The organism is Aquimarina sp. BL5 (assembly GCF_003443675.1).
Classification (GTDB): domain Bacteria; phylum Bacteroidota; class Bacteroidia; order Flavobacteriales; family Flavobacteriaceae; genus Aquimarina.
This window is the reverse complement of record NZ_CP031963.1, coordinates 874,844-897,344: the sequence shown is the minus strand read 5'-3', so window position 1 is coordinate 897,344 and position 22,501 is coordinate 874,844. Positions and strand designations below refer to the sequence as shown.

The window sequence follows — 22,501 nt, the reverse complement described above, 5'->3', positions numbered from 1 at the left end:
CAAAAATAGGATTTAACAGTTCAGTAGGAAATAATTTTACTATTATTTTATAGTTTTAGTGTTTTTTCCAATCACATAAATCATTTCATGATGAAAATAAATATTACTTGCTTGTTTTTAATAGTTTGCCAATTTCTTTCTGCGCAGTTTCTAGAAAAACAAAAGGATTTAAAATCTTATACGGGATATTTTGATTTTCATTATAACGAAAGTCAGGATGCGATATATTTAGAAGTAAATAAACTAGATGAAGAGTTCTTATATGTACATTCTTTAGCTACAGGTTTGGGATCCAATGATATAGGATTAGATAGAGGGCAAATAGGGGATGGTGTAGTTGTAAAATTTCAGAAAGCAGGAAACAAATTGTTATTAGTGCAACCTAATCAAAGATACCGCGCGATTACGGAAAACAAACTCGAGAGAAAAAGTGTAGAACAGGCATTTGCTAAATCTGTATTATTTGGTTTTCCTATAAAAGAACAAAAAGTGAATAGCTACATTATTGATTTGACACCTTTTTTATTACAAGATACTCATGGTGTTATTAATAGATTGATAAGTCAGAAAGAAGGCACTTATAGTGTAGATAAAACTAAAAGTGCTTTAAGTTTGGAAAGAACAAAGGCTTTTCCGAAAAATGTTGAATTCGAAGCATTGATAACCTATAAAGGATCACCGAAGCAAGGAAATATTTGGTCCGTAGCGCCGGATGCTAAGTTTCTTACTGTAACCCAGCATCACTCTTTTGTAGAATTACCAGATGATAAGTACAAGAAGCGAGAATTTGATCCAAGGAGTGGAGCTTTATCAATTTCTTATCTGGATTATGCTTCGCCAATACAAGAACCTATTGTAAAGAGATATATCACTAGACATAGGTTGGAAAAGAAAAATCCGGAGTTAGCAGTAAGTGAAGCCAAAGAGCCTATAACTTACTATTTAGATCCCGGAACTCCAGAACCTGTGCGGTCAGCTTTATTAGAAGGTGCAAGATGGTGGAATCAAGCGTATGAAGCTATTGGATTTAAAGATGCTTTTCAAGTAAAAATGCTTCCGGAAAATGCAGATCCAATGGATTTAAAATATAATGTAATTCAATGGGTACATCGATCTACGAGAGGATGGAGTTATGGTGCTAGCGTGGTAGATCCAAGAACTGGTGAAATATTAAAAGGGCACGTAAGTTTAGGTAGTTTAAGAATTCGTCAGGATTTTCTTATTGCCCAGGCTTTATCAAACAAACCTTTTGCTGGTAATGATGATAATTATAAACCCATGTTAGAGATGGCTCTGGCTAGGATTAGACAATTGTCAGCACATGAAGTGGGACATACAATCGGATTTGCACATAATTTTGCGGCCAGTACTAGCAATAGAGCATCTGTTATGGATTATCCGCATCCGACGATTAGGCTAAAAGACGGAGAAATAGACTTTTCTGATGCTTACGATACTAAAATAGGAACTTGGGATAAAGTAACTGTAGCTTATAGTTATTCGGAATTTAACAAGGAAGTAGATGAAAGTCAGGAGCTCTATAAAATTTTGGATGATGCGTATACTTCTGGATTGCGTTTTATTTCGGATAGTGATGCAAGACCTAAAGGAGGCGCGCATGGTTTGGCGCATCTTTGGGATAATGGAAAAAGTGCTTCTGAAGAATTAAAAAACATATTAGAAGTTAGGGAAACGGCAATTCGTAATTTCTCTGAAGATAATATTAGAACCGGTGAAGCTTATTCGGTTTTAGAAGATGTATTCGTTCCTTTGTATTTTTTTCATAGGTATCAAACCGAAGCAGCAGTAAAGTTAATTGGAGGTCTAAATTATAACTATGCTACCAAAGGGGATAAACAAACAATCGTTGAAACGATTTCAGAAAAAGAACAAAATGAAGCGCTAAATCAAATCCTGAAAACGTTATCTCCCGAAGTTTTGGCTATTCCTGAGGATAAATTGAAATTGTTTCCGCCAAGAGCTTTTGGTTATGGTCGTTCCAGAGAATCTTTTAATAGCAAAACAGGTGTAGCTTTTGATCCGTTGAGTGCCGCATCTACTGCCAGTGATATGAGTTTGTCGTTATTGCTGCATCCAGAAAGAATTTCGCGATTAGTACAACAAAGTAGTCTAGATCCAAAACAATTAGGAGCATCAAAAGTTTTAGATAAATTGGTTAAAGCAGTTTTTGAAGCTAAGCCTAAAAATAATTATCATAGCGAAATTCTAAATACAGTAAAAAGCAATACATTAAAACACCTAATGAACCTGAGTATTAACAGTAGTAGTTATCCTCAGGTACGAGCTTTAGCGTATGCTTCGCTAAACGACATTAGATACCTACTAAATCCTGATAAGCGAAAAGATTCAAATACAGTTTATAATAACTATTTTTTAAAGCAAATCCAGGATTTTATGACTAAACCTGAAAAATTTAAAATGCTACCTTCACCAAAAATACCGGATGGCTCTCCTATAGGAAGCTTTAGATGTGAGTTCTAATTGGTTCATAAAATTGATAAAAAGTAATAAACGTTTTAATTAAAATACTATATGATAATAGATCTTAGGAGTGATACAGTCACCAAACCTTCCCCAGAAATGCTTAATGCAATAATGAATGCAGAAGTGGGAGATGATGTGTATAAAGAAGATCCAACGGTTAATGCTTTAGAAGAGAGAATAGCCAATATGTTTGGTAAAGAGACTGCTTTATTTTTTCCATCTGGTAGTATGGCGAATCAGGCGGCTATAAAATTACATACACAGCCTGGTGAGCAACTGATTGCGGATAAATATGCACATGTGTTTAATTATGAGGGAGGAGGGGTTTCTTTTAACAGTGGAGTTTCGTGCAAGTTGATTGATGGATATAGAGGGATGATTACATCGGATCAGGTGCTAGCATCTATTAATCCACCGGATTTTTATCATAGTCCTTTAACAAGTTTAGTATGTGTAGAAAATACCACTAATAAGGGTGGAGGCGCTTGTTATGATTTCGAAGAGATTATTAAAATAAAGAAGGTGTGTACTGATCATGATTTGGGGTATCATCTTGATGGAGCACGTTTATGGAATGCTTTAATAGCTATGAAAGAAGACCCTAAACAATATGGAGAAGTATTTGATACCATTTCTGTATGTCTTAGCAAAGGATTAGGAGCGCCAATGGGATCTGTATTAGTAGGTAATCATGAAATAATGCAAAAAGCTATTCGGATTAGGAAAGTATTAGGCGGTGGTATGCGTCAAATTGGATATATGGCCGCTGCAGGATTGTATGCAGTGGAGAATCATGTAGATCGTTTAAAAGAAGACCATAAAAAGGCAAAAGAGATTGGACAGGTTTTACAAGAATTACCCTTTGTGACAGGTGTTGAGCCTATCGATACAAACATTATTATATTTACTATTAGTGGTAATGAAGAGGAATTTATAGCAAAGATGGGAGCCAAGAATATTCACTTTTATGGAATGGGACAAGGAAAGCTTAGATTTGTAACACATTTAGATTATACTACAGAAATGCACGAATATTTTCTAGGGGTATTACAAACACTATAAAAAAGTAAAGCTGTTCATTTATTTTGAACAGCTTTGCTTGAATTTTTATAAAATATAATGCTTACTACATTTAAATTTCTTTAGTGTCAGCCTCTGGTGCATTTTCTTTTACAGAATTAATACCATTTTCCATTCCGGATTCGGAAGAATACATTTGACTACTACCAATTACTTGACCATTAGATGCTTTTAAATTAAAAAAGAATCTTCCGTCCTTGGCTGTTTTTCGTTCATATCGTCCATCTTCAGCAGCATTTTTTTGTACAGAAGCTATTCCGTTAATAGCAGCAGCTTTACTGTTGTACACTTCACTGCTTAGAATTACTTGTCCATTTTTTGCTTTTAAAGTGAAATGATAGCTGGATCCCTCCTTATTTTTGAGTTCAAACATATTGTCGAGTTTTAAAAAATTTTAGAATGATTTTGATAAAAATATAGAATAAAAAGGAGAAAGAAAAATATAAAAAAACACAAATACAGGTTTTTGGGTCTTTTATCGAATAAAAGAACAATACATCGAAAATAGATCAGTTTTCTTAAATGTTAATTTTAACATTTCTTTTTCATATTCATAATTTCGTATCTTTAAGTGTAACATAATAATAACCACAAAAATCATCAACTATGAAAAAACACATTTTATTCGTGTTTCTTGCGATTGCAGGAATTACTGTTCAAGCTCAAGACCTACCTGCTAATCCTGAACCGGGGAAATGCTACGTGCGTTGTACAACGCCTGATGTGTATGAAAATCAAACAGTACAAGTACAAATCACACCAGAGTATAAAAAACTAAAAACATATCCTGCTACTTTCGAAACTGTAACAGAGAAAGTGTTAGTGAAAGAAGAAGGGAAAAAACTTACTGTTGTTCCTGCTAAGTATAAAAATGAAACTGTAACTTTTATTAAGAAGCAAGGTGCTTCAAAACTAGCTGTTATCCCAGCTAAGTTTGGTAAAGGAGCAGAAACAGTAGAAATCAAACCAGCTTACGCTCAATGGGAACTTGGATCTCCGGCTCCTGATTGTGCATCAAGTAATCCAGACGATTGTCGTTATTGGTGTTATAAAGGATATCCAGCTGAATTTACGACTGTACCAGTTCAGACATTAAGTGCTGACGCTAGTACAACAAGTTCGTCAATTGCAGAACAACCTAGTTCTTATACGAAAAGAGTAATAGCAGAACCAGCTCGAGTTGTAGAAGCAGTGATTCCTGCAGAATATGCAACGATCACTAAAACTGTTATGGTAAAAGATGCATATACAGAAGAAGTAGTTGTGCCAGCTACTTTTAAAACAGTATCTAAAGAAGTACTTACTCAAAAAGGAGGATTGACGCTTTGGAAAGAAGTAGAGTGTTCTTTAGTAGAATATTCTGCGTTACCAATTAACTGGAATCTTGGTAGTGCTTCATTAACTGCTCAAGCTAAGAGTATCATTGATACTAGATTAATGCCTGTATTAGCAAATAACCCAGGTTCCAAAATGGAAATAGCTTCTCATACAGATGCTAGAGGTTCTAAATCAAGTAATAAAAGTCTTTCTGAAAGAAGAGCACAGGCTGTAGTTACTTATTTACTTTCTAAAGGAGTAAATGGAAGTAGATTAGTTGCAAATGGATACGGAGAAAATAGATTAAAAAATAGATGTGCAGACGGAGTTACCTGTACAGAACGTCAACATGCTTCAAATCGTAGAACAGAATTCAGATTAATAAATAATTAATCCATCTTATAATAAAAAAAGGAAGCAATTACGCTTCCTTTTTTTATTTCTGCCAAAGCCGATTTATTTAAACATATCTAAACCAGGGATATCAGGCATTCCTTCTTTGGCTACTGCAGCTAGTTCAGCTTCATTAACAGCTGTAGCGCCGGTAATAGCCTTGTTAAGTGTAAGGATTAGATAATCCTCCAATTGCTCTTTATCATTTAGCAATTCGTTATCAATAGAAATACTTTTGATTTCACGATTTGCCGTAATAGTAATTTTCAGAAGATTATCTGCACTATTTTCATCTACTAAAACAGTATCTAATCTTTTCTTCGTTTCCTCTACTTTTTTCTGGGTTTCCTTTAGTTTACCCATCATTCCCATCATATCTCCAAACATTGGTAATTTTTTTAATGATTAATTAAGAACAAAATTAGTATTTTACCTGTTAATAAACTAAGAGATTATTGTGAAAAGCCATAGAGTTATTATGATCGTTAACTATTACTTTTGCAACTTCGCGTAATTATAATAAAGAAAGAACATTGGATATAGAAATTCACAACCCAATCGCTGACAGGAAAGCTACACATCTGGAAAAACACAACGATATTCGTGTTGATAATTATTTTTGGCTTAATGATAAGGATAATCCAGAGGTGATTGATTATTTAAAGCGTGAAAATGATTACAATGATAGAATGACAGCTCATACAAAGGATTTTCAAAAAGATCTTTTTGAAGAGATGAAAAGCCGAATTAAAGAAGATGATGCATCGGTACCATATAAGCTAAATGGGTATTGGTATATTACTCGCTATGAGACAGGGAGAGATTACCCAATATATTCTAGGAAAAAAGAAAATCTTGATGCCCCTGAAGAAATATTGTTCGATTGTAATAAAGAAGCAGAAGGACATGCTTATTTTAAAATGGTTGGATTAAATGTGAGTCCAGATAATACTTTAATTGCTTTTGGAGTAGACACTGTAAGCCGGAGAAAGTATACGATACGCATTAAAAATTTAGTAACTGGTGAGATATATCCGGAAGAAATAGAAAACGCAACTGGAGGAAGTACTTGGGCAACGGATAGTAAAACGCTGTTTTATACCAAAAAGGATGCCGAAACATTGAGATCATATAAGATTTTTAGACATACTCTAAACGCGAATGCTGAGGATGATGTAGAAGTTTATCACGAAAAAGATGATACTTTCAATACTTTCGTTTACAAGACAAAATCTAAGAAATACATAGTAATAGGGTCTAGTAGTACATTAACTTCTGAATATCATATATTAAAAGCAGATAATCCTACTGGAGAGTTTACCGTGTTTCAACCTAGAATTAGAGGTTTAGAATACGGAATAGCCCACTACGAGGATAGTTTCTATGTATTGACCAATGCTGATGCTGCCAAGAATTTTAAGCTAATGAAAGTGTCAGAAAAAGATACTTTGAAAGAAAATTGGAAAAATCTTATTCCCCATCGGAAAGATGTTTTATTGGAAGATGTTGATATTTTCAAGGAGTATTTAGTAATAAGCGAGCGTAGTAATGGATTAAATAGAATTAATATTAAAAGATGGGATGGTACGGATGATTACTATCTACCATTTGATAATGAAACTTATACAGCGTATGTAAGTACTAATGTAGATTTTGACACTAAAATACTTAGATATGCCTATAATTCATTGACGACTCCTAATTCTGTCATTGATTTTGATATGGATACTAGAGAAAAGGAGGTGAAGAAAGAACAAGAAGTATTGGGAGGTGATTTTGATAAAAATAATTATATATCAGAAAGGGTATGGGCAACGGCAATTGATGGAGCTAAGGTGCCAATATCATTGGTTTATAAAAAAGGAATTAATAAAAATGGTGCCAATCCTTTACTTCAATACGCATATGGATCCTATGGTTCTACAATAGATCCATATTTTTCTACAGTACGTTTAAGTCTATTGGATAGAGGATTTATTTACGCAATAGCACATATAAGAGGAGGCGAATATCTTGGACGTTCCTGGTATGAGGATGGTAAATTATTTAAAAAGAAAAATACATTCACGGATTTTATCGATTGTTCTAAGTTCCTGATTGAAGAAGGATACACATCCTCTGAACATCTTTATGGAATGGGTGGTTCTGCAGGTGGTTTACTAATGGGAGCTATAGTAAATATGGCACCAAAATTGTACAATGGGATTGTAGCTGCTGTACCTTTTGTAGATGTAGTGACTACTATGTTAGATGATAGTATACCATTAACAACAGGAGAATATGACGAATGGGGTAATCCAAATGAGAAGGAATATTATGAGTATATGAAATCTTATTCGCCCTATGATAATGTAGTAACACAAGAATATCCAAATATGTTAGTTACTACAGGATTACATGATTCTCAAGTACAATATTGGGAACCTGCAAAATGGGTGGCTAAGTTAAGAGAATTAAAGACGGATACGAATCTATTATTATTACATACCAATATGGAAGCGGGTCATGGAGGAGCTTCAGGAAGATTTGAAGCACTTAAAGAAGTTGCTGAAGAGTATGCTTTTTTGCTAGATTTAGAAGGGATAAAGAATTAATTAAAAAAATTAACGTAACTTCGTAGCGTTTTTGTAACAGTTTGTAGACTCCCCTTTTTCAGTTCTATAGACTTGTTTAAAACACAACCTTATGAGAGAAGATATACAGGCTTATAACAATGTTTTAGAGCTTATAGGTGATACGCCACTTGTAAAATTAAACAGAATTATGAAAGGCTATCCAGGAAATTTCTATGCGAAAATAGAATCTTTTAATCCTGGACATTCCACTAAAGATAGAATTGCACTTTATATTATTGAAGAAGCCGAAAAAAAAGGTATTTTAAAACCTGGAGACACCATCATTGAAACTACTAGTGGAAATACTGGTTTTAGTTTAGCTATGGTAAGTGTTATAAAAGGTTATGAATGTATACTAGCAGTTAGTTCTAAATCTTCTAAAGATAAGATCGCCATGCTTAAGAATATGGGAGCAAAAGTATATGTGTGTCCAGCACATGTAAATGCTGATGATCCTAGATCTTACTATCAAGTAGCAAAAAGACTTCATGAAGAAATAAAAGGATCTGTCTATATAAATCAATATTTTAATGAATTGAATATTGATGCGCATTACAATTCTACTGGGCCGGAAGTTTGGAATCAAACAAATGGCAATATTACCCACTTTGTAGCTTGTTGTGGTACTGGTGGGACGATTTCTGGAACTGCAAAATATTTAAAGGAAAAGAATAGCGAAGTTCGAGTACTTGGTATCGATGCTTATGGTTCGGTATTAAAAAAATATCACGAAACTAAAGAATTTGATAAAGAAGAGATATACCCTTACCGAATTGAAGGTTTAGGCAAAAATCTTATTCCGAGTGCAACAAATTTTGATGTAATTGATAAGTTCGAGAAAGTGAGTGATGAGGATAGTGCGCATACAGCCAGAGAATTGGTGAAAACTGAAGGAATGTTTCTTGGATACACTAGTGGAGCAGCTATACAAGGTGTAAAACAATTAGCGCGACAGGGAGAATTTGATGAGAATAGTAATATTGTAATTATTTTACCTGATCATGGATCTCGTTATATGAGTAAGGTGTTTAGTGATGAATGGATGATGGAACAAGGATTTTTCGATAGTGTTCATGAAGAAGATACTACAAAAGTTCAGTTTGTTAAGTAAAACCTAATAGAATAAAATATGAGCATCTGATATTTTACAGGTGCTTTTTTTGTGAAAAAATAGTTTATAGTAGTGATTTCGGATATAATTATGCTATCACGTCAATTTTCTGTATTTTCGCACACTTAAAGAAATCAAATTTGCGGTAGATGAGAGATTTATTTGATAAAATATATGAGGACAAAGGACCTTTGGGGAAATGGGCAGATCAGGCAGAAGGATATTTTGTTTTTCCAAAGTTAGAAGGGCCAATATCAAATAGAATGAAGTTTCAGGGTAGAGAAGTAGTTACCTGGAGTATTAATGATTATTTGGGGCTTGCTAATATGGAAGAAGTTCGTAAAGTAGATGCTGAAGCTGCAGCTGCATACGGTTCTGCATATCCTATGGGTGCTAGAATGATGAGTGGACATACAGATCTTCACGAGCAACTACAAAATGAACTTGCGGAATTTGTGCATAAAGAAGCTGCTTATTTATTAAATTTTGGATATCAGGGAATGGTATCTACGATTGATGCATTGGTAAGCAAAGATGATATCATAGTATATGATGTAGATGCACATGCTTGTATTATTGATGGAGTTAGATTACATCAAGGACAAAGATATACGTATCGTCATAATGATATTGAAAGTATAGAGAAAAACCTTATGAGAGCTACTAGAATGGCTCAAAAAACTGGCGGTGGAATTCTATTAATCTCTGAAGGGGTTTTTGGGATGCGCGGTGAGCAAGGAAGGTTAAAAGAAATAGTAGCATTAAAAGAAAAATATAACTTCAGATTGTTTGTTGATGATGCCCACGGTTTTGGAACATTAGGAGCTACTGGAGCAGGAGCAGGAGAAGAACAAGGAGTTCAGGATGATATAGATGTATACTTTGCTACATTCGCTAAATCTATGGCGAGTACGGGAGCTTTTATCGCTGCTGATCAAGAAATTATAGACTATCTAAAATATAATTTACGTTCTCAGATGTTCGCTAAATCATTGCAGATGCAATTGGTAGTGGGAGCGCTAAAACGATTAGATATGTTGCGTACCATGCCTGAATTAAAAGCGAAACTTTGGGAAAATGTAAATGCTTTACAAAATGGGTTACGTGATAGAGGTTTTGATCTCGGAACTACACAAAGTTGTGTAACTCCAGTATACTTAAAAGGAAGTATTCCTGAAGCAATGGCGTTAGTAAAGGATCTTAGAGAAAATCATGGGATCTTTTGTTCTATTGTCGTGTATCCTGTTATTCCTAAAGGGTTGATATTATTACGATTAATACCAACTGCTTCTCATACAATGCAAGATATTGAAGAGACATTAAATGCTTTTTCAGCAATTAGAGAAACATTAGAAAACGGAACCTATAAAAAAATGTCTGCTGCTCTTGCAGAAGCAATGGGAGAGTAAGAAAGACTGACAAATATTAACAAAAAAAAATCCGCTATTTAGCGGATTTTTTTGTTAATATAATGCATTTCTTTTAGCATCCTGGGTCTAAAAATGCGATAGAAGGATTGAAACATGTTCCCATACAACAAATATGCTGAGGTGTACAATCAAAATCACTTGAGCAAGCTAAACGATCAGTATTTAAAAGATCACCACCATTAATAGTTTTTTGTTTTTCTTTGTGTAACTTTTGAATTCCATTAATTTTTAAAAGATTGTCTAACATGATATTGAGTTTTAGATTTAGATAATGACCAGAAAAAGATAAATGGACTTATCTATATATTATGTTGACTAATTTAGAAATTACATTGGTGAATTTTCTCACCCTAAAAGGGTAGTTTTATTTAGGAAGTACTTTAAATACCTTTTCTATATGTTCTTCTCATTTTGTGTTGATCGTGTTCATAGTCATTCCATAATGCTTGTATAGCTTTGTTCTCTTCCAACTCTGGATTGGTTTCTACCATTTCTATACCATTACGAATAAACGTTTCATTCATTTCTTTAAAAATAAGTGCTGTCACTCCTTTATTTTGATATTCTGGATCAACTCCAATAAGGTAGAAAGCAGCAGTATCATTTCTTCGTTGCGCTTTAAGAATATGAAGGAATTTCAATGGATATATCTTACCATTCATTTTTTTCAAAGCTTTAGAGAATGATGGCATAACAATCGAAAAAGCAATTAATTTTCCAGTATTATCAGCAATACAAGTTATGTATTCAGGGTTTAAATAGGGTAAGTATTTTTTCTTATACATTTCTATTTGATACTGCTGTATGGGTACAAATGTCTGTAGACTACTGTATGTTTTATTAAGTAAATCGAACATATCATCTGCATATTTCAATAGCTCTTTACTTTTCTTAAATTTAAGTAATTGCAGTTGATAGCGTTCTTTAATAATTTTTGCAAATTTTATTACCTTTTCTCTAGTTTCAGTAGGGACTTTTATTTTGTATTCTACCCAAGTTGCTGCATCTTCAAAACCAAGTTGTTCCATATGCTTTTGATAATATGGGTAATTATACCAGGTAATCATGGTATTGAGTTCTTCAAACCCTTTAATCAATATACCTGCCTTATCCATATTAGAAAAGCCTACAGGACCTTCCATATATTCAAGAGAATGCTGTTTTCCAAACTCTGCTACTTTTGCTAAAAGAGCTTTGGTAACTTCTATATCATCAATTACATCAAACCATCCAAAACGAACTTTCGATTTTTGTTGTTCCTTTACTTCAATCCAATTAATAATTGCAGCTATTCTTCCTACTATCTTGTCGTTTCTATATGCTAAGAAATATTTAGCAACCGCATTTTTAAAAACGGGGTTTTTTTTAGGATTCATTACATCTAACTCTTCTTTAATAATAGAAGGAACGTAATAGGGAGAGTCTTTATATAATTCAAAAGGAAACTTAACAAATATAGTCAAATCTGCTTTGGAGGTAATTTCTTTAATCGTAATCATACAACTTCGCTAGTTCATAACAAATATATGACGCTTTTATTAAACATTTTAATGGAAACGCTTCAATTTATGAATCAATCGATAACTTATTAGTATTAATTGTTAACTAAGAGATTTGAATAAAAAAAATACTCCATTGACCAAACTAATGATCAATGGAGTAAAGGATACATAACAAACAATAATTTTACTTATTATTCATACACACACAACTTTAGTATCCAGGATTTTGACTAATTTTTAATTAGTTGCATTTATTTCGCCAGTAAAAGTCTAATTCAATCAAACCATTAATGATTTTAGAAGGCTAATTCAACTCATTTTTATGATTTTATTATATTTTTCCAAAGCGATTATATATTTTAAAATAGTGTTATGGTTTAATATCCAGGGTTTTGAGTGATTACACCATCGCTAGCAAGTATTTCTGAAACTGGAACTGGAAATACATGATAATTAGGGTTAATCGTTTCTCCCATTTCTGCATCTACAGTACCTGTTCTAACTAGGTCAAACCATCGTTGTCCTTCAAAGGCTAATTCTAATCGTCTTTCGTTTGCAATAGCTTGTCTAACCTCTATTTGCGTATTTGCAGTACCGCTTAAACTTGCTAAGCCAGCTCTAGTTCTAATATCATCTAGTAAACCTAAAATAGATGCTGATTGCGAACCATCTGCATTGGTGTTTTCATTAAGTGCTTCTGCATATAACAAAATGACATCTGCTAATCTTAATTCTATCCAATCTTGATCTGGATTTTCTGATAGATATTTTATTCCTCTTATACCAACTTCATCAACTGTAAGGTCTTTTCTTGTGATATCACCCGCAGCATCAAAAGCAGCAACTAAATCCAAATCTAATGGCTCAAAAGATTTTGAATCATTACCGATATACCATCCTGTAAATTCTGTAAAACCATATTCATCTGGAATTGAACTTGATACTTGAGTTGCAAAAAGAACTTCTGGGTTTAAATCATTGGCATCTCCAAAAATATCAGCAAAGTTTGGTTGTAAACTTACACCAGCAGCAGCTGCGCCATTTACTACAGCAGAAAGATGAGATTCTGCACTGCTAAAGTTACCAATTTGCATATATACTTTACCTAATAATCCTTGAGCTGCTATTTGCGTTGCTCTGCCACTAGATAACCCTGAATTATCTAATGCTGCTATAGCATCTTGTAAATCAGGAATGATGATAGTATTGTATACTTCTGTAGCTGGCTGCCTCGTTGTATCTAAATTAAGATCTCCAGAACTTAAATTTACAGTTACATCTCCAAAAACACGTACTAATTTAAAGTAAGATAAGGCTCTTATAAACTTTGCTTCACCAATATCATTCGAACTAGCTGAATTTTCAATAACGTTATTTGCACTTAAGATTGATCTGTATAGGGCAATATAAAATGGTTCAAAAAACTGATCTTCCATATCTAACAAATCACTATTAAATCTATCAAAAGAAGGGTAGGGTTCCTCTATCATTAAGGCATTGTCTGCTCTAAAATCTCCCATCACAGCCATTGGTGTTACGGAACCTAACTGGTAATAGTATGCAGCATTTAAAACACCTTCAAAATCTGTTAATGAATCTGAATTTGCAATATTTGATGGCACTTGTTCTAAATCTTCGCAAGCAGTGAAGAATGAAACTATAGCTAATAATAAAATTATTTTTTTCATTTTTCTTTTTTTTAAAAATTAACATTTAGACCAAACGTAAAACTTCTTACAATAGGGCTTGCACCAACTTGAACACCATAGGTTGTTGGTCCAGCATAACCAGAATTTCCGGTTTCAATACCTTCTGGATTGTATGAAGTATAATCATCACCCCATATATATAACAGATTAGTAGATGCACCATAAATTCTAATAGAACTTAAACCTGTTTTGGATATTAATTTTTGATCGAAGGTGTAGCCTAAAGTTAAATTTCTTAGTGCTATAAAAGATGCATCTTGAATACCGTGATCCGTTTGTCTTCTGTTACCTATATAAAACTCTCCATTATGATCAGCAATTCCGTTATCATCAACATCAAAAGAATCTACAAGTCTGCCAGACCATTGTGACTCGTAGTAAAGAGGATCAATGTTATATACCTCTGCTCCATGAGAACCTTGAAATTGCATTGATAAATCAAAAGCCTTATAGCTCATAGAACTATTTAATCCCCAGTAGAAATCTGGAGTAGCTTGTCCTATTTTTACATAATCATCACTATTAATAACTCCATCTCCATTTTGATCCACTACATAAGATTCACCGGAAGTGTTATTAGGATGTCTTGTTGGGTCTTCTAAAAATCGCATTTCTACTTCGCCAATGGTTTCTAAACCCCACATTTCACCAATTTCTCCTCCAACATAGTTTCTAAAAATAGGCCCTCTACCGCTCTGACCATATTGTATTTGTGGTAGCTCATCTACCGAGTCCAAATCTGTAATTTCTGTATTAATAGTAGATAAGTTAGCACTAATATTCCAAGAGAAATCTTGATTTTGAATAATACCTGCAGAAAGTTCAAATTCCAATCCAGAACTTGTCATATCACCATTGTTTACTATTATAGAAGGTTGCCCCACGGTTGTATAAGACACTGTTCTTCCTATTAACATATCTTCAATATCTGAGTTGTAATAATCCACACTCAGTCTAAAACGGTTATTTAGGAATCCTAAATCTATACCATAATTCGTTTCTGTATTGGTTTGCCATGTTAGATCTGGATTATTTACGTTTCCAGAAATTCCAAACCCAGTACCAAAAACAGTAGGAATAGGATTTAAAAGACTTTGTGCATCAAAATCATTTAAGAATGCACTTGTCCCTAAGGATCCCGTGCTAAATCTTAATTTAAGAAGACTAAATGTATTTGATTTCCAAAAGCCTTCATTATGAACATTCCAACCTAAAGACATTGCAGGAAAAACTCCATATTGTTTATTAGTTCCAAAACGAGAATCACCATCTCTCCTTAAAGATGCAGATACTAAATAACGGTCATCATAAGCATACTGGACTCTACCAAAGACACTCTTTCTTGCTCTTGTGATCTCTGTTTCCGTTGTTGTAATATCTTCTGGATCCAATAAGTTATAATTGATAATATCACTATTAGGGACGTTAGTTCCTACAAGAGAAATGGCATTGATGTAGTTATTTAAAAATTCATAACCTATCACAGCATCAATATCGTGTTTGCCTATTAATTTCTTGTAATTTAATGTTGTAGTACTTAAAATAGAAGTTGCATTCCTGGTGCTTTCATCTAAATCTGTTTGATCTGTACGTGCTCTAGAATCTGCCCCAAGACCTTGGTAATAATAATTTTGAGTATTGTTATAATCACCACCTAAAACAGCTTTTATGGTTAAGCCATCAATGATTTCATATTGTAAATACGATGAAATATTGGCAAAATAGATTTTCTGCCAAGCATCTGCATTGTCCAATTTTTGAGCAGGTCCGGCATCCCCTGAACCTCCAATACCATTATTAGCTCTACCATAATGCCAATCGTCAACTCTATCTCCCGGCGCTAATTCATATATGCTCGTCGGACCAATACCTCCTCTGTAACCATTATCGAATGCCGCTAATCCTAATCCTTGAGCCTCTACGTCTAATGACTGCACAAATGCAATAGATTCGGCTGTATGATAAACAGGATGAACGCCATAGGATCTTAATAAGTCTCTCATATCGTGAGCCAAAATGTCTCTTCTCGAAGTAAAACCATTAAAGCTAGCACCAGCCTTAAATTTTTCGCCTAATTTAGTATCAATGTTTAAACGAGCATTAAATCTTTCAAATCCTTGTGTTATCGCCACACCTTCTGCATTTTGATATCCTACTGAAGCGAAGTACTTAGAATTTTCAGAACCACCCGCCATACTAAAATCATGATTGATGGTAGTACCAGTTCTAAATAACCAGTCTTCTGGACTGATAGCTCCTGGTGAGTTTTCATATGCTCTTAATCTATACTCTACAAAAGCAGGGTCAACTTGAGATAAATCCCAATTACCAGCTGCAATTTCTTCTCTTGAAATTGCTGCCCATTCTGGTCCCGATTTTAAGATGTTCTTACGATATTTATTTGAAAAACTAACAAATGCATTATAATTGAATTGCGGCTGACCTAATTTACCTTTTTTTGTGGTTACTAAAATAACACCATTAGCACCATTGGCGCCATAAATAGCTGCCGAAGCTGCATCTTTTAAAACTTCTAAACTTTCAATATCATTTGGATTTACAGTAGCTAAATTTCCTGAAATCTGATAACCATCCACTATAATTAATGGCCCAGAATCACCCGCAAGAGAAGAAGCTGCTCTTATTTGAATTTTTGGGTTTGCACCTGGTTCTGGATTTTGATTTTGAATTAAGACTCCAGATAATTTACCTGCTAGCGCTTCATCTACACGAGTTGCCTGTATAGCAGCTACATCACTTCCTTTAACCTGAGCAATAGCACCAGTGTTGTGTGATTTTTTTCTGGTTCCATATCCAACTACTACTATTTCATCTAGAGCTTCAGAATCTTCTTCCATGGATATATTCAGCGTGGTCTGCCCAGAGATAGTAACATTTTTTGTAGTGAGTCCTATATAAGAGAATTGTACGATATCACCTGATTTTACATTCAGAGTATATTTTCCGTCAAAATCTGTTACTGCTCCTGTAGAGGTTCCAACAACAACGACGCTCACACCAGGGATTGGTGTATTTGTTTCTAATGATGTTACTATACCAGTCAACTCATAACTTTCTTGCCCATATGAGGTGAAATGATATAATAACGATAGTAATAAAACTATAGTTATTTTGTGATTCATGTGTAATTGTTTCAATGATTAGTTTTGTTTTCAGATATAAGTCTATCTGCTTTTTTAAGCTATTTTGACTTGTGTGTTACTTAACTAAACATTAACAAGAGCAAAATATCATCCATAGTATGAATTATTATATTTGCTGCTGCATGTTTACTTAGGTAATCGTGTACTATTATTCTTGTTAATTGACTTCTCCCTCTAAATTGAAGTGATTACAGAATAATTGAAAAGGATAGGTTTTGCCTGTCCTTTTTTCTTTTAATATTAAAGTTTACATAGGCTAGTTTTTTAATTAGTATGACAGTAATTGTATAAGTCTTTAAAATGAATTTTTAGACTTTTTATAGCTTCTTCTGGGTCATTATTTTTTATGGCATTTACAATATCTTGATGTTCTTTTATCAAACTTGAAAAGTTTTGTGCGTCACAAATTTTGTTTGTAACGAAATTGGTAATTATTTCAGGTGTGATTACTAGCATCAAGGAGTTAATAACACTGTTACAACTTGCTTCTGCTACCTTCAGATGAAACAATAAATCTTCATCTAATGCATCTTGTCCATTAATGGCTTTTTTAATATACGCTTCGTGCGCTTTTTCTATTTGATATAATTGTTTTTCAGTTCTTCTGATTGCTGCTAATTTTACAGCTTTTGTCTCTAGTATTAATCTAGTTTCTACTAAAGACTTAAAATCGGGTGCTTGTAAGTGCAAAATATTTGCCATCATAGAGTTTAGGGCTCCTACACCAATTTTGGATACAAAAGTTCCACTTTTGGGATATCTTTTTACTATCCCATAAAATTCTAACTTTTGTATGGCTAGCCGTAATTGGCTTCTACTAGCGTTGAATTTATCGGATAATGTTCTTTCTGACGGTAGTTTATCTCCAGGTTCGAGTTGCCGGTTTATGATTAGGTCTCTTATTTTTGAGATTACGGTTTCAACTTCGGTTTTAGAAGATAAAGGGTCGTTTCCTAGGTTAATTCTCATATTTTTAAATTGGTCAACCAAATTGGTTAACCAAATATAAGAGTTTTATTTTAACCTACGTATTATAAATGTTAAAAAATGACAGAAACATTAAAAAAAACATCTTTTTTATATGATTTTATCATTTCCGGTTCAATTGGATTAATTATATAATTGTATGTGTGATATATAAAAAGGGCTAAACATATAATGTTTAGCCCTTTTTATATACAAAGAGGTATTAGAAACTAAGAAGAACTAACCTTCATTATTATCATCACCTTCTTTTTTCTTTTTCTCTTCCGCTTTTTTACGTTTTTCTTCTTCTTTTTTTCTTTTCTTTTCTTCTTTCAGGCGTTTCTTCTCTTCTTTCTTTCTACGTTTTTCTTCTTCTTTTTTAGCCTTGGCTTGTTCTTTTTGAAGTTTGTCATAAGCCGCATCTACATCTTCTTCCTCTTCTTCAACTTTTTTCTTTTCTTCTTTCTGCTCTTTTTCCTTTTCCGGATCAACGTCTTTCTCCATCTCCTCTAGTTTTTTGAGTTCTTCATCAATCTTCTTTAACTCATCATCTACACCTTCATCTTGTTCCATTTTATCCAATTCAGCATCTATATCCTGAATCATTTTTTGCTTTTCTTTTTCTGCTTTGATTCGAGCTTTTTCTGCTTGCTTAGCTTCTTTGGCTTCACGCTTTAATCTTCTGCGTTCTTCTTTTTGGAACTTTTTGTCGTCTTTTTTATCTTGTTTTTCTTTTTCGAGTCGCTCGCGTTCCAAGCGTTGTGCCGTTCTTCTTTCGTCGAGATCCTTTTCCATTGATTCTCTGATACTGCTATCTTCGAACTCATTTATGAATGGTGTTTTCTCTAATTTTAAACTATCATTTTCGATTTCTTCGAATTCGCGATCGATACTTAGACTATCATTTTCTTTTTCATTTAATTCCTCTTCGTTCTTTATACCACTTTCAAAGCCTGGTTTTTCTATAATTTCGTCTTTTTTATGCCAGTCAAATCTATAAGATGCACCAACACTTACTCGAAAAATAGAAGGAGTATCTTTAAAGTTCGTCGCTATATTGGCATCAATCTGTAAATCATCATTGAACAAATATGCACCACCGAGCCTTAGTATATTGTCGCTATAAAAATCACTTTTCTGTCCCTGATATTCACCAAAGACGGCCCATTTATTATTGAGTGTATGAGTACTGGTAATAATCCAACCATATGCAGGATTATCTGTAGTTATTTTATCTACGATTAGGTTAGTAACCAAAACCCAGCTTCCTGCATTACTAGTCCACCAGTTATTTTGTGTCATTACAACGATTTTCGGACTAATCGTTTGGTCATTAGGAAATGTAAAAGCATTGTCTGTGTTCACGTAGTTCATGCCAACATAAGCCGATACAGCGGGGATAAGGCTTTTCCATTTAAATCTGTAGCGCTCCTTCCAGCTTTTTAATTCATCATAATTTATTGAATCCTGATCTTTTGGTTTTTTGTAAGGATCATATATAAGATATTTAACTCCTATAGTATTATATTCAAAATCGGTACGTCTTATTTTTTCTTCGTTGGCACCTACTGTTTGTTTAATACCTTCACTTCTAAAGCTACCATTCAAATTGATTTCCAGTTGTTCTATCAATAACCCATATCTAACAGTGTAGTCGAAGTTAAATGTATTTGTCTTGGTATCAAATAGTTTGTGTTTTTCTTTTCCGAAACCAAAACCACCTTCCAATTGTAATACATTATTTCCAACAGAGAAAGCACCTTGAGAAGTCCCAGGTCTATTAGTGTTTATTTTCTCAGTATATTGTGCAGATGCAGTTAAGCCAAGTAGGAATAGGCTTACCAACAATAGCAAAGATTTAGGGCTCATATTCAATAGATTTGGTTCAAATATAGCAGATTTTATCATTTTTTTAGGATTGACTTCATGTAATTGTATAGAGAGTTCCCTATTTTTGAAAAAAAATAATATGCAAGAGGCTTCGTTATCAGGGGTATTAAAGGTAATTCTCATTCTGTTATTGATATATTACGGATTAAAGATATTAACGCGTTTATTTGGTCCTCTATTGCTTAGATACGTAACAAAGAAAGCTGGAGAAAAGTTTCAACAGCAATTTCAGCAATACCAACAACCCCAATCTTCACCAAAGGAAGATGTAACCATTGATAAAAAAACCAAACAAAAATCTACGAATAAAGATGTAGGAGAGTACATCGATTATGAGGAAATTGATTAATTTGGCGCTTCATTAGTAAATTGTTTCGCACATGATGGCTTATCTAAAAAGATTTATTCCTCACTTTCTTGTTATTTTAGGTTTTATAATTGCTTCGCTCACATTTTTTAGTCCTGTTCTTAGCGGGAAAATGATATTTCAGAATGATATAAAGTTGTATGAAGGTACAGCAAGACAGCAAAATGAGTTCCGTAAAAATACAGGAAAAGAAACATTTTGGAATAATGCAGCCTTTGGTGGAATGCCAACCTATGCTATCGGGGCTAGGTTTCCTCATGATTATATGGATAAGTTGGATCGCTTGATTCGTTTCTTACCAAGGCCTGCGGATTACTTATTTCTGTATCTTACTAGTTTTTATATCTTACTACTAGTTATGAGAATTCCTTGGAAAATGGCAATTCTCGGGGCATTAGCGTTTGGATTTTCGGCGTATCTTATCATAATAATAGGGGTAGGGCATAATGCAAAAGCACATGCGATAGCTTATTTTCCACTTGTAATTTCTGGTATTTTGCTAGTTTTTCAAAAAAGATATGTCTGGGGTTTTATGCTAACAGCGTTAGCGATGGGATTAGAAATACAGGCGAATCATTATCAGATGACCTATTATCTTGGTTTATTGGTGTTTGTAATTGGCGTCACCTATTTTATTGATGCTTTTAAAAGAAAAGAGATTCCACATTTCTTGAAATCTTCAGCTATTTTAATTGTTGCTGCTTTATTAGGTCTGGCGACTAATGCTACCACCTTGTTATCGACATCAGAATATGCAAAAACCAGTATAAGAGGAAAGAATTTATTAGCAGAAGAGACGTCATCTTCATCAGTAAAGGATGGATTAGATTACGATTATATTACAGCATATAGTTATGGTAAATTAGAGTCTTTAAATCTTTTTGTTCCTAAATTAATGGGATTGGGAAGAGCTTCTGATTTAGGCAAAGATTCTGCTTTTTATCAAAAATTGATTGAACTAGGTCAACCAGCGGAACAAGCCGATTATTATGCAAATGTTACTGGATTATATTGGGGAGCACAGCCTTTTGTAGAAGCTCCTCCTTATTTAGGTATTACAGTAGTATTTCTCGCATTATTAGGATTATTATTAGTGAAAGGTAGACTTAGATGGTGGTTACTGAGCGGAATTATTTTATCGCTTACCTTAAGTTGGGGTAAGAATTTGGACTTCTTGACTCGATTCTTTGTAGAGTACGTCCCACTCTATAATAAGTTTAGAGCTGTTTCTAGTATTCAGGTTATTCTAGAATTCGTAATACCAATTGCAGCAGTATTTGGTTTATATCAATTATTTAATGAGAAAACCTCATTTCAAGAGCGACAAAAGAAATTTTTTATATCTCTAGGCGTTTTTGGAGGATTGTGTTTAATATTTTGGTTATTTGGAGGAAGTTTATTTAGCTTTAAGTCTCCTAACGATGTTCAGGTAGCCATAGAACAACCCGCTATTTTTGATGCCATAAAAGAAGATCGAATTACTATTATGAAAAGTGATAGTCTGCGATCCTTTATTTTTATTCTATTGATCGGAGGTTTACTTTGGTTTACTTTAAAGAAAAAACTTTCTGAAAACCTAATGATTATAGGTGTTGGAATTCTTATCCTTATTGATTTAGTAGGAGTAGATCGTCGTAGTGTGGATAGTGAATCGTTTATTTCTAAGCGAACCTATAAATCATATTTCCAGCCAACTGCTGTAGATCAGGAAATTTTAAAAGATAAATCTTATTATAGAGTATTGGACCAGGCAAGAGGTTTTAGAAATTCTCATACAAATAATTTTTTCAATTCCATAAACGGGTATTCTGCGGTTCGTCCTAGAAAAATAGACGATATCTACAATGAACATATTGCCAAAGGCAATCTCCAAGTAATAAACATGCTTAACATAAAGTATGTAATACAACAAAATGAAGAAAGACAATTAGATGTACAAGAGAACCCTTCGGCAAATGGACCAGCTTGGTTTATAGAAGAATTAAAGTTTGTAGATGATTATAAAACAGAATTTGAGTCATTAAGTACTATAGATACTAAGAAAACAGCTGTTATTAGAAAAGAATTTAAAGCAGCATTAGAGAACTATAAACCGATTAAAGATAGCATTGCTACTATTTCTATATCTAAAACAAATCCAGATCATCTGGCGTATAATTCATATACTGAAAATCCAGGATTTCTTGTTTTTTCTGAAACGTATTATAAAGATGGATGGAATGCATATATAGATGGAAAACCAGAAACTATCTATCCTGTAAATTATATGTTGCGGGGATTAAAGGTTCCTGCAGGAAAACATACTATAGAGTTTAAGTTCGAACCACAAGTAGTAAAAACGGGAAGTACAATTACGTTGGCAAGTTCTGTTATCTTTGGATTACTATTTTTGGGAGCCTTGTTTTTTGAATATAAAAAACGAAAATTGGAGGTTTCAGAAGAGAATTCTTAA

Annotated in this window: 16 protein-coding genes; 8 read left to right on the top strand and 8 right to left on the bottom strand. The window is 33.5% G+C overall.

The features are described 5' to 3' along the window. Positions 1–90 precede the first annotated feature (90 nt). Positions 91–2,502, top strand: coding sequence for a zinc-dependent metalloprotease (locus tag D1818_RS04000; protein WP_118456511.1), 2,412 nt, complete (start codon positions 91–93; stop codon positions 2,500–2,502). 51 nt (positions 2,503–2,553) lie between these two features. Continuing rightward, positions 2,554–3,567 (top strand): low specificity L-threonine aldolase, encoded by a 1,014-nt coding sequence (locus tag D1818_RS03995; protein WP_118456510.1) that lies wholly within the window; start codon positions 2,554–2,556, stop codon positions 3,565–3,567. Positions 3,568–3,637: 70 nt separating this feature from the next. On the opposite strand, the gene D1818_RS03990 is transcribed toward D1818_RS03995, so the two are convergent. Next, positions 3,638–3,958, bottom strand: a complete 321-nt coding sequence (locus tag D1818_RS03990; protein WP_118456509.1) for a YegP family protein — start codon at positions 3,956–3,958, stop codon at positions 3,638–3,640. 233 nt (positions 3,959–4,191) lie between these two features. Here D1818_RS03990 and D1818_RS03985 point away from each other — a divergent pair, with 233 nt between their 5' ends. Then, a complete protein-coding gene (locus D1818_RS03985) occupies positions 4,192–5,295 on the top strand; it encodes an OmpA family protein (protein WP_118456508.1) in 1,104 nt (367 codons plus the stop codon). Positions 5,296–5,358: 63 nt separating this feature from the next. Here the strand turns inward: D1818_RS03985 and D1818_RS03980 are convergent, their stop codons facing one another. After that, entirely contained in the window at positions 5,359–5,682 is a 324-nt protein-coding gene (locus D1818_RS03980) for a YbaB/EbfC family nucleoid-associated protein (protein WP_118456507.1), read from the bottom strand. A gap of 152 nt (positions 5,683–5,834) precedes the next feature. On the opposite strand from D1818_RS03980, the gene D1818_RS03975 reads away from it, so the two are divergent. The 3 genes from D1818_RS03975 to D1818_RS03965 all read left to right on the top strand — a co-directional run bounded on the left by D1818_RS03975 (position 5,835) and on the right by D1818_RS03965 (position 10,430). Further along, the gene (locus D1818_RS03975) at positions 5,835–7,889 is read left to right on the top strand and encodes a S9 family peptidase (protein ID WP_370449406.1); all 2,055 of its coding nucleotides are present in this window, start codon (positions 5,835–5,837) and stop codon (positions 7,887–7,889) included. 91 nt (positions 7,890–7,980) lie between these two features. Further along, positions 7,981–9,021, top strand: coding sequence for a PLP-dependent cysteine synthase family protein (locus D1818_RS03970; RefSeq protein ID WP_118456505.1), 1,041 nt, complete (start codon positions 7,981–7,983; stop codon positions 9,019–9,021). 149 nt (positions 9,022–9,170) lie between these two features. Then, positions 9,171–10,430 (top strand): aminotransferase class I/II-fold pyridoxal phosphate-dependent enzyme, encoded by a 1,260-nt coding sequence (locus D1818_RS03965; RefSeq protein ID WP_118456504.1) that lies wholly within the window; start codon positions 9,171–9,173, stop codon positions 10,428–10,430. Between the two features lie 73 nt (positions 10,431–10,503). On the opposite strand, the gene D1818_RS03960 is transcribed toward D1818_RS03965, so the two are convergent. The 6 genes from D1818_RS03960 to D1818_RS03935 all read right to left on the bottom strand — a co-directional run bounded on the left by D1818_RS03960 (position 10,504) and on the right by D1818_RS03935 (position 19,661). Further along, positions 10,504–10,698 carry a hypothetical protein gene (locus D1818_RS03960; protein WP_118456503.1) on the bottom strand — a complete coding sequence of 65 codons (195 nt, stop codon included), beginning with the start codon at positions 10,696–10,698 and terminating at the stop codon, positions 10,504–10,506. 133 nt (positions 10,699–10,831) lie between these two features. Next, positions 10,832–11,950 (bottom strand): GTP cyclohydrolase, encoded by a 1,119-nt coding sequence (locus D1818_RS03955; RefSeq protein ID WP_118456502.1) that lies wholly within the window; start codon positions 11,948–11,950, stop codon positions 10,832–10,834. Positions 11,951–12,330: 380 nt separating this feature from the next. Beyond that, positions 12,331–13,641, bottom strand: a complete 1,311-nt coding sequence (locus D1818_RS03950; protein WP_118456501.1) for a RagB/SusD family nutrient uptake outer membrane protein — start codon at positions 13,639–13,641, stop codon at positions 12,331–12,333. 11 nt (positions 13,642–13,652) lie between these two features. Beyond that, positions 13,653–16,805: a TonB-dependent receptor gene (locus D1818_RS03945; protein WP_118456500.1), complete on the bottom strand. Its 3,153-nt coding sequence runs from the start codon at positions 16,803–16,805 to the stop codon at positions 13,653–13,655. Positions 16,806–17,090: 285 nt separating this feature from the next. Then, complete coding sequence (locus D1818_RS03940; protein WP_118456499.1) at positions 17,091–17,795, bottom strand: FadR/GntR family transcriptional regulator; 705 nt, start codon at positions 17,793–17,795, stop codon at positions 17,091–17,093. Between the two features lie 237 nt (positions 17,796–18,032). Next, the gene (locus D1818_RS03935; protein WP_158596946.1) at positions 18,033–19,661 is read right to left on the bottom strand and encodes a transporter; all 1,629 of its coding nucleotides are present in this window, start codon (positions 19,659–19,661) and stop codon (positions 18,033–18,035) included. A gap of 85 nt (positions 19,662–19,746) precedes the next feature. Between D1818_RS03935 and D1818_RS03930 the strand changes: the two genes are divergently transcribed. After that, positions 19,747–20,031 (top strand): DUF4834 family protein, encoded by a 285-nt coding sequence (locus D1818_RS03930; protein ID WP_370449405.1) that lies wholly within the window; start codon positions 19,747–19,749, stop codon positions 20,029–20,031. A gap of 31 nt (positions 20,032–20,062) precedes the next feature. After that, positions 20,063–22,501, top strand: coding sequence for a YfhO family protein (locus D1818_RS03925; protein ID WP_118456496.1), 2,439 nt, complete (start codon positions 20,063–20,065; stop codon positions 22,499–22,501).

Bases quoted from the DNA above. Each gene is read 5' to 3' on its own strand.
- D1818_RS03970 (WP_118456505.1), top strand. From the start codon at position 7,981: ATGAGAGAAGATATACAGGCTTATAACAATGTTTTAGAGCTTATAGGT.
- D1818_RS03925 (WP_118456496.1), top strand. From the start codon at position 20,063: ATGATGGCTTATCTAAAAAGATTTATTCCTCACTTTCTTGTTATTTTA.
- D1818_RS03990 (WP_118456509.1), bottom strand. From the start codon at position 3,958: ATGTTTGAACTCAAAAATAAGGAGGGATCCAGCTATCATTTCACTTTA.
- D1818_RS03950 (WP_118456501.1), bottom strand. From the start codon at position 13,641: ATGAAAAAAATAATTTTATTATTAGCTATAGTTTCATTCTTCACTGCT.
- D1818_RS03940 (WP_118456499.1), bottom strand. From the start codon at position 17,795: ATGAGAATTAACCTAGGAAACGACCCTTTATCTTCTAAAACCGAAGTT.
- D1818_RS03965 (WP_118456504.1), top strand. From the start codon at position 9,171: ATGAGAGATTTATTTGATAAAATATATGAGGACAAAGGACCTTTGGGG.
- D1818_RS03935 (WP_158596946.1), bottom strand. From the start codon at position 19,661: ATGAGCCCTAAATCTTTGCTATTGTTGGTAAGCCTATTCCTACTTGGC.
- D1818_RS03955 (WP_118456502.1), bottom strand. From the start codon at position 11,950: ATGATTACGATTAAAGAAATTACCTCCAAAGCAGATTTGACTATATTT.
- D1818_RS04000 (WP_118456511.1), top strand. From the start codon at position 91: ATGAAAATAAATATTACTTGCTTGTTTTTAATAGTTTGCCAATTTCTT.
- D1818_RS03980 (WP_118456507.1), bottom strand. From the start codon at position 5,682: ATGTTTGGAGATATGATGGGAATGATGGGTAAACTAAAGGAAACCCAG.
- D1818_RS03985 (WP_118456508.1), top strand. From the start codon at position 4,192: ATGAAAAAACACATTTTATTCGTGTTTCTTGCGATTGCAGGAATTACT.
- D1818_RS03960 (WP_118456503.1), bottom strand. From the start codon at position 10,698: ATGTTAGACAATCTTTTAAAAATTAATGGAATTCAAAAGTTACACAAA.
- D1818_RS03995 (WP_118456510.1), top strand. From the start codon at position 2,554: ATGATAATAGATCTTAGGAGTGATACAGTCACCAAACCTTCCCCAGAA.
- D1818_RS03945 (WP_118456500.1), bottom strand. From the start codon at position 16,805: ATGAATCACAAAATAACTATAGTTTTATTACTATCGTTATTATATCAT.